The 13453-nt window shown below is 44.8% G+C and carries 16 protein-coding genes; 5 read left to right on the top strand and 11 right to left on the bottom strand.

The window, feature by feature from the left end:
• Positions 1-130: 130 nt before the first annotated feature.
• Positions 131-2356 (top strand): catalase/peroxidase HPI, encoded by a 2226-nt coding sequence (gene katG / locus ACG2E4_RS16100; protein ID WP_395277211.1) that lies wholly within the window; start codon positions 131-133, stop codon positions 2354-2356.
• Positions 2357-2482: 126 nt separating this feature from the next.
• Here katG and ACG2E4_RS16095 read toward each other — a convergent pair whose 3' ends face one another.
• The 10 genes from ACG2E4_RS16095 to ACG2E4_RS16050 all read right to left on the bottom strand — a co-directional run bounded on the left by ACG2E4_RS16095 (position 2483) and on the right by ACG2E4_RS16050 (position 11166).
• Complete coding sequence (locus tag ACG2E4_RS16095; RefSeq protein ID WP_395277210.1) at positions 2483-3103, bottom strand: class I SAM-dependent methyltransferase; 621 nt, start codon at positions 3101-3103, stop codon at positions 2483-2485.
• A 512-nt stretch (positions 3104-3615) separates the two neighbouring features.
• Positions 3616-4293, bottom strand: a complete 678-nt coding sequence (locus tag ACG2E4_RS16090) for an ABC transporter ATP-binding protein (protein WP_395277209.1) — start codon at positions 4291-4293, stop codon at positions 3616-3618.
• Positions 4294-4295: 2 nt separating this feature from the next.
• Positions 4296-5552, bottom strand: a complete 1257-nt coding sequence (locus ACG2E4_RS16085; protein WP_395277208.1) for an ABC transporter permease — start codon at positions 5550-5552, stop codon at positions 4296-4298.
• On the bottom strand, positions 5549-6643 hold the full coding sequence (locus ACG2E4_RS16080; protein ID WP_395277207.1) for an efflux RND transporter periplasmic adaptor subunit: 1095 nt from the start codon (positions 6641-6643) through the stop codon (positions 5549-5551). Before ACG2E4_RS16080 ends, ACG2E4_RS16085 begins: the two co-directional genes overlap by 4 nt.
• Positions 6644-6647: 4 nt before the next feature.
• Positions 6648-7979, bottom strand: a complete 1332-nt coding sequence (locus tag ACG2E4_RS16075) for a TolC family protein (RefSeq protein WP_395277206.1) — start codon at positions 7977-7979, stop codon at positions 6648-6650.
• A complete protein-coding gene (locus tag ACG2E4_RS16070; protein WP_395277205.1) occupies positions 7976-8389 on the bottom strand; it encodes a DUF2147 domain-containing protein in 414 nt (137 codons plus the stop codon). The genes ACG2E4_RS16075 and ACG2E4_RS16070 overlap by 4 nt, the downstream gene beginning before the upstream one ends.
• 183 nt (positions 8390-8572) lie before the next feature.
• Entirely contained in the window at positions 8573-9340 is a 768-nt protein-coding gene (locus ACG2E4_RS16065) for a LytR/AlgR family response regulator transcription factor (RefSeq protein ID WP_395277204.1), read from the bottom strand.
• 2 nt (positions 9341-9342) lie between these two features.
• Positions 9343-10329 carry a sensor histidine kinase gene (locus ACG2E4_RS16060; RefSeq protein ID WP_395277203.1) on the bottom strand — a complete coding sequence of 329 codons (987 nt, stop codon included), beginning with the start codon at positions 10327-10329 and terminating at the stop codon, positions 9343-9345.
• A gap of 249 nt (positions 10330-10578) precedes the next feature.
• Complete coding sequence (locus ACG2E4_RS16055) at positions 10579-10881, bottom strand: type II toxin-antitoxin system RelE/ParE family toxin (protein ID WP_395261971.1); 303 nt, start codon at positions 10879-10881, stop codon at positions 10579-10581.
• Positions 10882-11166 carry a type II toxin-antitoxin system Phd/YefM family antitoxin gene (locus ACG2E4_RS16050; protein ID WP_395261970.1) on the bottom strand — a complete coding sequence of 95 codons (285 nt, stop codon included), beginning with the start codon at positions 11164-11166 and terminating at the stop codon, positions 10882-10884.
• A 305-nt stretch (positions 11167-11471) separates the two neighbouring features.
• Here ACG2E4_RS16050 and ACG2E4_RS16045 point away from each other — a divergent pair, with 305 nt between their 5' ends.
• The 4 genes from ACG2E4_RS16045 (at position 11472) to ACG2E4_RS16030 (ending at position 12878) form a co-directional block, all read left to right on the top strand.
• On the top strand, positions 11472-11693 hold the full coding sequence (locus ACG2E4_RS16045) for an AbrB/MazE/SpoVT family DNA-binding domain-containing protein (RefSeq protein WP_395261969.1): 222 nt from the start codon (positions 11472-11474) through the stop codon (positions 11691-11693).
• Positions 11690-12079: a type II toxin-antitoxin system death-on-curing family toxin gene (locus ACG2E4_RS16040; RefSeq protein ID WP_395261968.1), complete on the top strand. Its 390-nt coding sequence runs from the start codon at positions 11690-11692 to the stop codon at positions 12077-12079. Before ACG2E4_RS16045 ends, ACG2E4_RS16040 begins: the two co-directional genes overlap by 4 nt.
• Positions 12080-12291: 212 nt before the next feature.
• On the top strand, positions 12292-12489 hold the full coding sequence (locus tag ACG2E4_RS16035) for a type II toxin-antitoxin system VapB family antitoxin (protein WP_073067995.1): 198 nt from the start codon (positions 12292-12294) through the stop codon (positions 12487-12489).
• The gene (locus ACG2E4_RS16030) at positions 12486-12878 is read left to right on the top strand and encodes a PIN domain nuclease (RefSeq protein WP_395261967.1); all 393 of its coding nucleotides are present in this window, start codon (positions 12486-12488) and stop codon (positions 12876-12878) included. Before ACG2E4_RS16035 ends, ACG2E4_RS16030 begins: the two co-directional genes overlap by 4 nt.
• 153 nt (positions 12879-13031) lie before the next feature.
• Here ACG2E4_RS16030 and ACG2E4_RS16025 read toward each other — a convergent pair whose 3' ends face one another.
• Positions 13032-13406 (bottom strand): type II toxin-antitoxin system PemK/MazF family toxin, encoded by a 375-nt coding sequence (locus ACG2E4_RS16025; protein WP_395277202.1) that lies wholly within the window; start codon positions 13404-13406, stop codon positions 13032-13034.
• Positions 13407-13453: the final 47 nt, after the last annotated feature.

Genomic DNA, 13453 nt, shown 5'->3' with positions numbered 1-13453 from the left:
GGAGATGTACACCGCATATAATTAACTCTAATATCGCTGATAGTATTTTTCTATCAGGAAACAATTTATATGAATCAATGATTTGGTTAGATTGAAATTGATAATAAGAAACTGATAAACCAATCGTCGTATGGATAAAGAGAAAACTCAGAATAGATCAAATGGTAATGAAAGCAAATGTCCCTTTCATAACGGGGGCTCAAATGAAACCGCTGCCAGTGGTTCAAAGCTCGATAAATGGTGGCCTGATCGGTTAAATCTGGATATGCTGCGCCAGCATTCGTCGAAAGGTACTCCGATGGATGAGGATTTTGACTATGCGAAAGAATTCCAAAAGCTCGATTTTGAAGCTGTAAAGCAGGATCTCCATGATCTGATGACCGACTCCAAAGACTGGTGGCCTGCAGACTGGGGGCACTATGGTGGACTCTTTATCAGGATGTCGTGGCATGCTGCCGGCACGTACCGGGTTTCTGACGGCCGCGGTGGAGCTGCCGGTGGTCAGCAGCGCTTTGCCCCCCTGAACAGCTGGCCCGATAATGCCAACCTGGATAAAGCGCGTCGCCTGCTTTGGCCAATCAAGAAAAAGTATGGTCGAAAATTATCATGGGCTGATTTGTTAGTGCTGGCCGGTAACGTAGCGATGGAGTCGATGGGTTTTGAGACATTCGGTTTTGCCGGTGGACGCGAAGATGACTGGGAGCCTGATACTTCTGTCAACTGGGGTTCCGAAGAAGAGTGGCTGGGCGATGAGCGTCACGATGAAGAAGGTAATCTTAAAGGACCACTTGCCGCGGATCACATGGGGCTGATCTATGTGAATCCCGAGGGACCCAATGGAGAGCCGGACCCCGAAAAATCAGCTCATTTTATTCGTCAGTCGTTTGCACGCATGGCCATGAATGACGAAGAAACCGTTGCCCTTATTGCCGGAGGGCACACCTTTGGCAAAACGCACGGGGCCGGACCGCTGGAACATAAAGGACCGGAACCTGAAGCGGCTGATATTGAAGAGCAGGGCTTCGGCTGGATCAGCGATTACGGTTCAGGAAAAGGCGGAGATACCATCACCGACGGTGAAGAAGGCGCATGGACCAATAATCCCATCCAGTGGGATATGGGCTTTTTTGAGAATCTTTTTGAGTATGAGTGGGAGCTGACCAAGAGTCCTGCCGGGTCTTACCAGTGGCAGCCAAAGGATGGAGCGGGCGATGGCACCGTACCCGATGCTCACGATCCGGACAAGAAAAATCCGCCAATGATGTTGACCACGGATCTTGCCCTGAAAGTAGATCCGGAGTATCGAAAAATTTCCAGGCGATTCTATGAAAATCCCGATGAATTTGCGGATGCCTATGCCCGGGCATGGTTCAAGCTCATTCACCGCGATATGGGACCCAAATCTCGTTATCTAGGACCGGAAGTCCCCGAGGAAGATCTGTTATGGCAAGATCCCATCCCTGAGGTTGATTATGAACTGATCGATGAAAAGGATATCGAAGAACTTAAAGCGAAAATTCTCGATACCGATCTGACTGTGTCCAGGCTTGTTAAAACAGCATGGGCTTCGGCTTCAACCTATCGCGATTCTGACAAGCGAGGCGGTGCCAACGGTGCCCGCATTCGACTTGCTCCACAGAAAGATTGGGAAGTCAACAATCCTGAACAACTAGCCGAAGCAATTGAAGTGCTCGAGGGTATTCAGGAGGAATTCAACAACGGACAATCGGGAAATAAGCGCGTATCTCTTGCGGACCTGATCGTTCTCGGTGGCGCAGCTGCTGTCGAAAAGGCCGCAAAAGACGCCGGTCATGATGTTGAAGTTCCTTTTACACCGGGACGCAATGATGCCACGGCAGAGCAAACAGATGAGGAATCATTTGAATGGCTCAAGCCCAACGCTGACGGATTCCGCAACTACTACAATGCGGAGTGCAATGCAAAGCCGGAAGAAATGCTGGTTGACAAGGCGCAGTTGCTATCGCTTACGCCTCCTGAAATGACGGTTCTTGTCGGCGGAATGCGCGCACTTAAGGCCAATTACGATGATTCCGATTATGGAGTCTTTACCGACCGGCCGGAAACGCTGACCAACGATTTCTTCGTGAATCTGCTCGATATGGATTACGCCTGGGAAGCGACTTCGGATGACAAACTACGCTTTGAAGCTCGAGATCGTGATACCGGTGACGTCAAGTGGAACGCCACTCGTGTTGACTTGATCTTTGGTTCACACTCAGAGTTGCGGGCACTTTCTGAAGCGTATGCGGCCGATGATGCCGAAGAGAAGTTCGTTAACGACTTCGTTGATGCATGGACCAAAGTGATGCAACTGGATCGTTTCGACCTGAAGTAAAACTTGTCCAACACAGATGGTTCTCTTCCGGAACCGGAAGTGGTTAACAGTTCTAAATTGCAAAAGGCAGCCTGTTTTCAGGCTGCCTTTTTATTTAACACCTTTCGCCAATTACATAAATACTATTTATTCCTTTTGTGCAACCATTAGGAAAACAGGAAATATTTTAGTTTCGCCCTGTTCATTAATCTCCTTCTCCATCCTATAGGCTGTTTTAAAGGAGATATCAGTAAAACCTTGTTTTTCCACCAATCGCGCCAGGTCCTCCCGATCAAATCCTTTATGGACATCATCAACATCATGACCGTGAAAAGACCCGTCCTCTTTATCGAGATCGGCAACGCACAGATATCCGCCGGGATTCAGCAACTCATGGAATTGATTCAGGATTAATTGGGTATCCGGGATGTGGTGAAGCGTCATCATGGTATAAACCAGGTCAAATTGCTCGCTGGGAAGCGGGTCTTTTGTTAGATCAAGTTTGACCGGGGTCATATCCTCGGCCGACTCAGCCTTTATTTTATCGCGCAGTACGTCCAACATTCCTGTCGAGCTATCGGCCAGGGTAATGGAACCGATTTCATCACGAAGCTCAAAACTGAGCTGTCCGGTTCCGCAGCCGTACTCAAAAGCAGACATTTCTTTGGAAAGCGGGATGTGTGCCTTGATCGCATCTGCAATATTTTCTGCGCGTTCCTGGCTTTCAGGGGTGTCCCAGTCTTTGGCTTCCTCATCAAATCGTGACATAGATAGTTTCAATGGATTAAGTTTCGTGGAATTTACAGATATCGAACACCCTCATGTTATCTTTAATTCCGTAATAAAATTCTGGATCTCCTACAAATACGACCAAAAGACTTAATTACACTGGAAAGGCGATTTAGAGGACATGTGGACTGATGAGAACTGATTTTAGTAGCGACCAGTATATGGATTGATTATTTCAGCGGCGTAGAAAACAAGCAAACCGAAAGTCTCGATCATATCCTTTCCGGGCAACCCAGTTCATCATCTTTATACGTTGAGTGCGCGATTACCACCTTTAACGTAGCAGACGGGACAATTTCGTAGCCCGCTGCAAACTGTTATAGCATGTTCAGTTTTAAAAACAATGTAACTCACTGTATATCAAAGCATTATGAGAAATTTTATATTGATTTTTGTGAGAAATACAGGTTAGAGTTCTTGCATTCAAATTATGTTGACTCCAGCGAGACATAACATGTTGTAAACATTTACAGCACTTAGCAATAAAATATTTACCGATACAACTCCCCGTCCGAGAGCTCAATCACCCGGTCACAGTTGTCGGCGAAATCATCATCATGGGTCACCGCAATTATCGTCTGTCCCCGGTCTCTGGCAAGTTGACGAAATATGTCAAAGACGATGTTGGTATTTTCCGAGTCAAGGTTGCCGGTGGGTTCATCACCCATGATAATTGCAGGCTCATTAATGAGTGCCCGGGCAATAGCTACTCGTTGCTGCTGTCCGCCGGATAGCTTGCTGGCCAATTTGAACGCCTGGTCTTTGATCCCCAAGAGATTCAAATTTTCGAGTGCCTCTTCCCGAATTTGTTCCTCGGGTTTCTGTTTCAATTTCAGCGCAGGCAGCATCACATTATCCAAGGCCGAAAATTCCGGTAGCAGATAATGAAACTGGAATACAAAACCGATATTCCGATTACGAAATGCAGCCAACTCATTTTGGCTTTTCCCTTTTAGCATCGTTCCGTTGATCGAAATGGATCCGTCATAATCGGTATCCATAGTGGAAAGCACATACAGTAGAGTCGACTTACCCGAACCGGACTTGCCAATCAAGGCCAGGAATTCGCCCTGCTTCACATCGAAGCTAATGTCTTTTAGTACCTGGAATTTTTTGGGTTCGTAAAAAAACTTGGAGATATGTTGGGCCGATAGCGCGTAATTATTCATGGTTATCCTCTTATAATTTCTACAGGGTCAACTTTGGAGGCTTTCCGCGCCGGTAGGTAGCCTGCTATAAATGTGGTAATGAGTCCGAATATGAAGGCCAGCCCGTAATCGTCGAGGTTGTAGGTCATCGGCAGCACCTCAAGGCCGGCGACATTGAAAGGAATGTTGTTAATCAGTCTGGAGACCACATACCCAAAAGCCATGCCGACGACTCCGCCCAACAAACCGATAATCACAGACTGGGTTAGGAATATTTCTACAATATCGTCACCGTCAAATCCCATCGCTTTTAATATGGCGATCTCTTTAATCTTCTCGTTCACGGTCATATTCATGATGTTATAGATACCGAAGCCGGCAACCAGCAAAATAGTCAGCGAAACAGCTATTCCGAGAATATCCCGTAATTCACTACCTGCTTCCAACTGGCCGCTGGCTTCCATCCAGGGTTCCACCTTGTAGGGTATCACCCGGGAGAGGGTAGCCGCCGTCTGTTCCGCTTTATTGAAATCCTGGACGTTTACCTGTATGTCGGTTACATAGCTCATGTTCTCGGAGAGCAGCTGGCGGGCAGATGAGATTCGTATATAACCTTTGGAATTGTCCACACTTGTCAGGGAGGTTTCCAACAACCCTACAATCTCATAGCTTTTGGATAAGCCGTCAGCGGTTGTCACCTGAACGCGATCCCCCATATTCAGACTCAGCTTGCGAGCCAGGCCTTTGCCAAGTACAATGCCATTGCTGCGCGTAGAAAGATTTTCCCATGAGCCGCTGGTGACATATTTTGAAATATCGAACAGCTTGTCCTCGCTTGCTACATCCACTCCCGATAACTGCCCGTTCACCTTTATGGCACCATTTCGATAGAAGATATTGATATTTACCTGTTTTGAAACCGCCTTCACTTCCGGTTGCCGCTCGACTACCCTGACATATTGGTCAGCATTTTGGATGCCTTCAGTATACTTGATGACTCGTGGGTTCCGAATATTTACTGCCATAGTGTTATCCGAGGCGTTCTTGAGCAGGTTAGTTTTGTCCTCCGGCAGATCGTTATATATGCGGATGTGAGCCATGGTGCTAAAGGCCAATTCGGTCTGCGTATCGTTAACACCGTTGAGAAAACCATTCAAAAAGATGTACATGGAGATCCCGAAGGTTACGCTCAATACCGCTACCAGCAACTGCTTTAGTCTAGAGGTTAGGTGCACCAGAGCAATCTTCGCGTTGGTAGAATTTATGGGAAACAATTTCATAGCTTAAGCATTAGGGTGTTCGTAGTATCAATGCCGGCCATAATCTCAACCCATTCGGTATTTTTGATGCCTGTTTTAACAGGTATCCTATTTCCTGTTCGGCTTACAACAGTATCTCCCTCCATCAAATAGACAAGCGGAATTACCAGGACGTCCTCTTTTTGCTGGATGATGATGTTGGCCTGCAGTTGGGTGCCGGGGAACAGCGTTTGAAGATCATCAGGGAATTGGGCTTCCACGATAAATGATTGCTCTTGTTCATTAAACGCAGGATATATTTTACTGATGTTTGCCTTGTAGGTCCGGTCGGGATGGGTATTCAGGGAGATGACCGCTTCCTGTCCCAGCGCAATGTCGTCGACATCTTCCTCGGCTATATAGAGTTTGATGAGTGTTTCACCACCGCCGATTTGTGCAATTGTCTCACCGCGGCGCACCAGTTCGCCCTGCCGTTTGAAAACATTCAGTACCTGTCCGTTGGTGGAAGCGCTGAGAACATAATCATGACTGCTTTCGCGCTGAATATCCAGCTGTTTTTTCGCGTTCAGCAGGCTTAACTCAAGGGCGTATTGCAGATCTGCCAGTGACTTTTCGAGGATCTCGACGTTCTTCTGCGAGCTCTCGTGCTGAAGCTGTGCTTTTTCATAATCCAATTGTGATACGGCTTCGGTAGTTACGAGCTCGGCATAGCGATCGAGGTTTTTCCGGTCCAGCTCCAATTGTTTTTGCGCCTGCTCCACCTGCAATTTCGCTTGCTGCAGTTCAGGGGAATCGGCTTGAGCTTTGCGTTTGGCATCACGGTAATTGGCCTCGGCAATCTCCAGGTTGGCCGACTGCACGTCGCTGGAAAGTTGAAACAGCTGCATTCCCGAGGTGACCGAGTCACCTTCCTGTACGTAGGATTGCTGCAGGTACCCCTCGGCATAAGAGGTCACCAGGTATTCATCCGACGTGGTAATATGACCGCTGGCAAACACCGCATCGACGATCGTTTTTCGCTCGGGACGGGTGGTTTGGTTGTCTGAGCACCCGGTAAATGCGAAGCCCAGGCAACAAACAAAAAATAAGAGGAATAGTGTTGGTGTTTTCATGACTCTATTGTCTTGAAATGATTGTTGAATAATAGGAGTACATGGTTGAGAGGGTATTTAGGTAATTGTTCTCAGCCATCAGGTAATCTTCAAACGTTTTGAAATAATCTGCCAGCGCAATCAGTCCCTTCTCATATTTTTGGAGGGCCAGCGTACGGTTCTGATCCCAAAGCTGGTAGGTATCATATGCCGATTCAACTTGCGAAAGGCTATTACGGTAGTTACTTAGCAGTAGTTCATCCTGGATTTCAGATTGAATCTGTTCCTGCTGCAGGTTTTGCTGAGCGATGGACCGCTCAATCTTCGCTACATTAACCTGATCCCTTATTGCAAATCCACTGAAGATCGGTACCGACAGGCTGAACCCGATATAACTGTATGGATTCCAGTCACTGTCGTTAAAAGAAAGGCCGAAATCATCGCGGAACTGCTGCTGGCCCCAATAAGAGGTTAATGAGAGCTTGGGCAGATATGCCGCTTTTTGTAAACGAACATTTACCAGGGTTTGATCGGTTTGCTGCATGAACAGGGCAAGCTCTTTATCAGCTTCTACCTGAGGGGATTCAGGAAGGGCGGTGGATGTTATGGCCGCCTGATCCTCAAAATGAATGTCAGCATTGGCTTCCAGCCCCAGCAGTATCTTTAGGTTGGAAATAGCCTGGTCATACATTGATGTGCTTTCGGCGATACTCTGTGCGATGTTATTTACGTTAATTTTGGCATGGTTTAAAGCGGAGCGATCAACCATACCTTTCTCAAATTTCTGCCGCGTCAAAAAAAGCAGGCTGTCGGCGATACTCCGATCCTTCTCACTGATCTGGAGTGCTTTCTGCGTAATAATTGCCGTGTAATAGTAGAAGGCAACCTGCTCGCTCAGATGCTGCCGGTAGAGGTCGGTCTCTGCTTCGGTAATCATGAGTTTGGCTTCGGCAATCTTTGTTTTCATGCGTGACTGCCAATCCAGGATATTTTTCGAGATAGTGATACCGGTATTATAATTGTATTCCTGCCCGAATTGGGTTTCTATCGTTTGACCGGGCTGTCCAAAGATTTCGCCTGGCAGCACCGAGGTAGGCAGGTCCCGGTTATACTGACCGGTAAACGTGCCGGAGATCGCAGGGTAGCGGCTACTCTTGGAGATGGAGACCTCCTTGCGTGCCTTCTGGTAATTCAAGTTGTAGACGTCCAGGTCAGGATTGTTTTCGAGGGCAAACTCGATGGCCTCCTGAACCGACTGCAGCTTCAACTCGTGTGGCGAATTGGGCTGCTGGGCAAGCGTTGGGAAGGCAGAAATGCAAACAAATAGCAGTGGTAATATGTGCTTAATAAATATCATAATCGGGTCCAAATTTTGCTTGAGGAGCGCAAAAACCTGGAGACCGTAATCTTTAATTCATCTTCAGTGATGAGTTCCAGGGTACATTTTACTTCTCGATCTTTCTTCGGTATGTAGAGGGATCCCAGCCATATTCCTTTATCGTAAGAGACATCTGACAAAAGAATTGTGCCCAGAGCCGATTCACGGGTTAAGTTGGAATTTGGATCCTTTGATGAGGCGGTTGAGGTAGTATCATCTACCCCCTCAACCCAGACAATTTTTCCAACGTACAGCCCGGATTGCTTATATATTTCGACGTGGGCTTTCTCATTTTCGGTGATCCAGATGCCGGCAATTTGGTCGGCTGACTGCGCCAGAGATGCCTGGCTGGCTAACAGGGCAAACAAAAAGAGTAAAAATCGTTTCATGGTCATATTTGCATTAATATGTACTATTGTCCTTTATGCTTTTCTTAAAACAGAAAGCGTGTCAAACTTTGGGCAGTTTTTAATGCAAATATGAAGCGTTGTGGATCCTAAAGGAAGGAAAGAGATGCTCAATTGAACAGATTGGCAACTGAACGGTACATTCAGCCGTGTGAATTGACAGGCTTATTCCGGCTTTTCCATCCAGTCCAAAAACGGGGTAACTTTCATGCGGCTGACGACGGCTTTTTCGGGGATATCAAACGGTAGTTTGACGATTACTTTGCGCTTGAAGTAGGGGGAAATCTCCTTGATGGCATCCCGATTCACAATCATCTGCCGGTTGATACGAAAAAACTGCGCCGGATCGACAGATGATTCAATCTCCTCCAGGTTTTTAAAAATGACATTCTTCTGGCCCTTAAAATTGTAGATGTTCACCATTTCATTGGTCAAATGCACAAAGGCGATATCTGATACCCGGACCGGTACCATATTCTCCTGGTGGCGAACAAGAAATGTTTTTTGGTAGGCAGGCTCGTCCGCAAACAGGTTTTTAATGGTCAGAGCATCAGGTTCAAGTCCTTTGGACAGGGACGATTTCATAGCCTCTACTTTCTCAAGCGCCTTGTGGATATCTTCTTCTTTAAACGGCTTTAAAATATAATCGATGCCGTTGCTCTTGAACGCTTTAAGTACGTGTTGGTCGTAGGCTGTACAAAAAATTACCGGGATACGAACCTCCGTTTCCTCAAAAATATCAAAACTTTCACCGTCAGCGAGCTGGATATCCATGAATATGAGATCCAGTTTATGTTGATGCTTTTTAAGATACGTCACAGTACTTTCAATACTCGGGCAGGTGTGGACGACCAGATAATCGGATCGCTCTTCGATGAGCTCCTTGAGCAGTTCTGCGGTCTTTTTTTCGTCTTCAACGATTAAAACATTCACAACTAAAACAGTTTAATGGTCACTGAGTATTCTTCTTCGTTTTGCCGGACCTCAACCCCGTCTGGTATCCCGATCAGCTCGTAGCGTTTCTTTAGGTTTTCCTGTCCCATCCGAAAAGATTGCTGTTTCGTTTTTTTGGGCTGGTAGTTGTTTGCCACCGTGATGCTTTTTGCATCCTCCTGAAAAATCCGGATGGTTAACGGTCGTTGCTCTGAAATGATATTGTGTTTGATACAATTTTCAACCAGCAACTGCAGGGCAAATACCGGCAGCGAATAGTGCATCGATTCCGACCGGGTATCGATGGTTACCGACAAGGCACTGTCGAAGCGTACGTTTAATAAGTAGAGATAGTCATTCAAAAAGTCGAGTTCCTCTTCTAAGGTGATCTGATGTGATTCTCGTGTCTGAAGTATCTGGCGGTACACATCGGAAAGTTTTAACACAAACTCCTCGGATTGCTCTTTGTCCGAACGAATGACCGTACGGAGAGTACTAAGCGAATTGAACAGGAAATGGGGATTGAGTTGCTTTTTTAACTGTTCAAGCTGTGCTCTATAATTTTCGGATTGCAGGGCATAATTTTCGCTACGAAGCCTTTCATTTTCCCTCACCGATCGCAGCATCTGCTGAATAGTGATAAATAATGCGGATGCCACCAGCAGTCGTAATCCAAGGCTCCAAGCGGGGGGGCTGCCAGGAAAAATAATCCCGGTAAAAGACAGGATCTGCTGTATCCCGATTGCCAATCCGATAACGGCAATATTTCCCGCTACCACTTTGATGTAATTGATTGGCACGGCGTTGCGGGGCCATAGTTTGTCATTGATATACCATAAACCCAGTAAAATCGCAGAAGTAAAGAGCCAGGTTGGTACAATGGCAACCAAGTCCCAATTTTCCCGGAACGGAGAGTTGTTTAAAATATTCAGCCCCGGCAGCAGCAGGGATATAATAATGGGAAGTAACCTTTCGTGCCTTTTCTGCATCTGCCAGATTTCAATTCTAAAACAATAAGATACATATTTAGCAGATTACCCTGTTAATGCAAATGTTTTATTATTTCTTTATCAGGGTTTAATAGATCTTAAATAAATGTCAGCCCACTAACGACCTTGCGCATAACGGGCGCACGGATTGATGTTGAATTAGCAACTAACGAAAGACGAGGCTTAATACCAAGGGCGGCAGAGAATTGGCGAGGTGCGTCCACGTTAATGCGCGGGTTAGAGCAACCTTTATTCAGGCTTGATCTCAGATTCGTCTTCATCTTGCCTGGCGTGGCGAATAGTCAAAATATCGATGTGATCCTGATTGATTTCATAGATGATCAAATAATTAGACTGAACTACAAACTGTCGGACCATCTCATCATTTAGGGCTGGAACCATCTGGCCAGAGCGAGGATGTTTTTTTAAATGCTGGACACGTTTTTCAAACTCTTCGACCAGTGCCAATGCAGCATCTACATTATCTTTCGAAATGTAGTCTACTATTTCATCAATTTTTCGTTGGGAGGTAGGAGACCAGACAATACGCATTTATACTTTCCCCAACCGTTCCTTCAATGAACCTATAACTTCTTTATGGTCGGTACCTTTGCCATCTTCAATTTCTTGACGGGCTTGATTGATTTCCTGAAGCAATTCAATGGTATCGATCATTTGCTCATAATCACCCACATCAAGCAATACAGCAGAACTTTTTCCGTGCTGAGTAATAACAAGGGGACGATGTTCTGTTTTAATTTTTTCAATCATTGATGCTGCATTGGCCCGAAATTCAGAGAGTGGCTGAATGTCTTTATCAAGCTGGACACGTTTCATAACGCTATAAATTGTGTTAATAAGTGACTTTTAAATAGTACAAAGAAAAGTACAAATTAACAACGAGCGAAAGGCGAATAGGTTGCTCTAACGACCTTGCGCATAATGTGCGTGCAGCCAAGCGTTGATTTAAAAACAAAATGTACTACAGAAATTGACCAGCCCAAAATCGGCAGGGAAGGGCGAGACACGTCCGATTAATGCGCGGGTTAGGTAAACGATACTATTTGGTGAAATTTGGCGTTGAATTATTATGAAATAAATTATAACATTGTTATAACAATTAGAAATTAACGGTTACGATTATGGAAACAAAGATTAGAAAAATCGGAAATAGCTTAGGAGTAACGCTTCCGAAGCAATTGATAGATGAACTTCATCTCAAAAGTGGCGACAAATTAACCATCGAAAAAAAGGGTGCTAATTTAGAACTCAAACCAATGGACCCCGAGTTTGAAGAGTGGGCAGAAGCCTATCGCCAGGCAAACACTGACTATAAAGAAGTGTTGAAAGAACTGGCAAAATGATAAAATTTTTAGATAAAGAAACTATTCTGGCTTTCCATCAGGATCAAGTAAAAATCTATGGCGGCAAACAGGGAATTCGAGATGAGGGATTGTTAGAATCTGCACTTGCCCAACCACAGGCAAACTTTGGAGGGGAGTATGTTCATAGCAATATTTTTGAGATGGCAGCTGCCTATGGATTTCACATTTGTAAGAATCATCCATTATTCGATGGAAACAAGAGAACAGCTTTGGTAGCGATTTATACCTTTCTGTATGTTAATGGCTATCGCCTGCAAGCTGACAAAAAAGGGTTGTATGCTGTAATGATCGATTTATCAAATGGGAAACTCGAAAAAGAAGAGTTGGCAAAATTCTTGGAAGAAAATACGAAAGAAAGAAAATAGCTTCGTTTCCCTAACGACTTTGCGCATAAGGTGCGCACGAAATGATGTTGAATTGATGAATAATAGACGGAAAGCTAAAAAGCCAGAAGCTGGCAGGAGAGGGCGGAGGTGCGTTTCCTTAATGCGCTGGTTAGGTGTACAATAAAGTTAGGAATTTAGCAGTTATGTGTATAGATTTACAAAAAATACACATTAATTAAATCTATACAATTATGCGAACGAATGTAGTAATTGATGACGACTTGATGGATGAAGCCTTGAAGGTGAGTCGATTAAAAACGAAAAAGGATGCTGTGGAAGAAGGCTTGAAATTGTTAGTCCAGCGAAAAAAGCAAGAAAATATCAAAGACTTGCGCGGGAAATTGCATTGGAAAGGTGATTTAGAGGATATGAGGACTGACGAGAAGTGATTTTAGTAGATACCAGCGTATGGATTGATTATTTCAATGGCGTAGAAAATAAACAAACCGAAAGTCTTGACCGAATCCTTTCTGAGCAGTCAGTTCTCCTGGGAGATATTATTCTCACCGAAATTCTGCAAGGTTTTGACAGCGACAAAGAGTTTAGATTAGCTAAACAAGCTCTTGATCCGTTAGACTGTATTCATCTTGGAGGGAAATCACTGGCTATAAAGGCAGCATCTAATTTTCGTTTTCTTCGGTCGAAAGGTGTAACAATTAGAAAAACGGTAGATATGCTCATCGGCAGTTGGTGCATCGATCATGAAGTGGAACTGCTACATAACGATAAAGACTTCGACCAAATAGCAACTCAGCTACCTCTACAAATATACGTTTAATTGATGTTGTACACCTAACGACATTGCGCTTAAGGTGCAGGCGCCAACGTGTTGAAATTGTTTGCAAACGAAAGGTTAACTAACTAAATAAATGGCAGGCGGGCAAGAATTGGCGAGGCGTGTCCGCTTAATGCGCGGGTTAGGTTTGCGCACTTATGGAGCAAAGATTTCTTGTAAAGTATTTAAGGTTTTATCTTGGGCAGATGAACTAATAGTTCCAAGTTTTTTAATTAGTCGCTGTTTGTCGACCGTACGAATTTGATCCAAAACAATCTGCCCACGTTTCTTTTGAAAAGTCGTTGTAACTCTTGATGGATAGTTTTTGATTGTTGACGTCATTGGAGCAATAATGACAGTCCGAATATGCCGATTCATTTCATTGGGAGAAATGATAAGACAAGGACGGGTTTTCTTTATTTCTGATCCTTTTGTGGGGTCTAAGGATATTAAATAGACATCAAAACGTTTGACAGGTTTTCGCGAGAGTGTAAATCTAACTCTGTCTAAGTTTAGTAATTCAAATCTCACTAACTTAGACAATTATGACACAAGAAGAATTAAATAACCTGCAAAAA

This window comes from Halalkalibaculum sp. DA384 (genome assembly GCF_043951955.1).
Classification (GTDB): Bacteria; Bacteroidota; Rhodothermia; order Balneolales; family Balneolaceae; genus JAMQKA01.
The sequence above is the reverse complement of the archived record's forward strand: the minus strand, read 5'-3'. Positions and strand labels throughout refer to the sequence as shown.

What these genes read in the sequence shown, in the direction of transcription:
- ACG2E4_RS16080 (WP_395277207.1), bottom strand. Translation starts at nt 6,643, where the DNA reads ATGAAAACACCAACACTATTCCTCTTATTTTTTGTTTGTTGCCTGGGC.
- ACG2E4_RS16060 (WP_395277203.1), bottom strand. Translation starts at nt 10,329, where the DNA reads ATGCAGAAAAGGCACGAAAGGTTACTTCCCATTATTATATCCCTGCTG.
- katG (WP_395277211.1), top strand. Translation starts at nt 131, where the DNA reads ATGGATAAAGAGAAAACTCAGAATAGATCAAATGGTAATGAAAGCAAA.
- ACG2E4_RS16055 (WP_395261971.1), bottom strand. Translation starts at nt 10,881, where the DNA reads ATGCGTATTGTCTGGTCTCCTACCTCCCAACGAAAAATTGATGAAATA.
- ACG2E4_RS16075 (WP_395277206.1), bottom strand. Translation starts at nt 7,979, where the DNA reads ATGATATTTATTAAGCACATATTACCACTGCTATTTGTTTGCATTTCT.
- ACG2E4_RS16050 (WP_395261970.1), bottom strand. Translation starts at nt 11,166, where the DNA reads ATGAAACGTGTCCAGCTTGATAAAGACATTCAGCCACTCTCTGAATTT.
- ACG2E4_RS16095 (WP_395277210.1), bottom strand. Translation starts at nt 3,103, where the DNA reads ATGTCACGATTTGATGAGGAAGCCAAAGACTGGGACACCCCTGAAAGC.
- ACG2E4_RS16090 (WP_395277209.1), bottom strand. Translation starts at nt 4,293, where the DNA reads ATGAATAATTACGCGCTATCGGCCCAACATATCTCCAAGTTTTTTTAC.
- ACG2E4_RS16085 (WP_395277208.1), bottom strand. Translation starts at nt 5,552, where the DNA reads ATGAAATTGTTTCCCATAAATTCTACCAACGCGAAGATTGCTCTGGTG.
- ACG2E4_RS16070 (WP_395277205.1), bottom strand. Translation starts at nt 8,389, where the DNA reads ATGAAACGATTTTTACTCTTTTTGTTTGCCCTGTTAGCCAGCCAGGCA.
- ACG2E4_RS16045 (WP_395261969.1), top strand. Translation starts at nt 11,472, where the DNA reads ATGGAAACAAAGATTAGAAAAATCGGAAATAGCTTAGGAGTAACGCTT.
- ACG2E4_RS16035 (WP_073067995.1), top strand. Translation starts at nt 12,292, where the DNA reads ATGCGAACGAATGTAGTAATTGATGACGACTTGATGGATGAAGCCTTG.
- ACG2E4_RS16040 (WP_395261968.1), top strand. Translation starts at nt 11,690, where the DNA reads ATGATAAAATTTTTAGATAAAGAAACTATTCTGGCTTTCCATCAGGAT.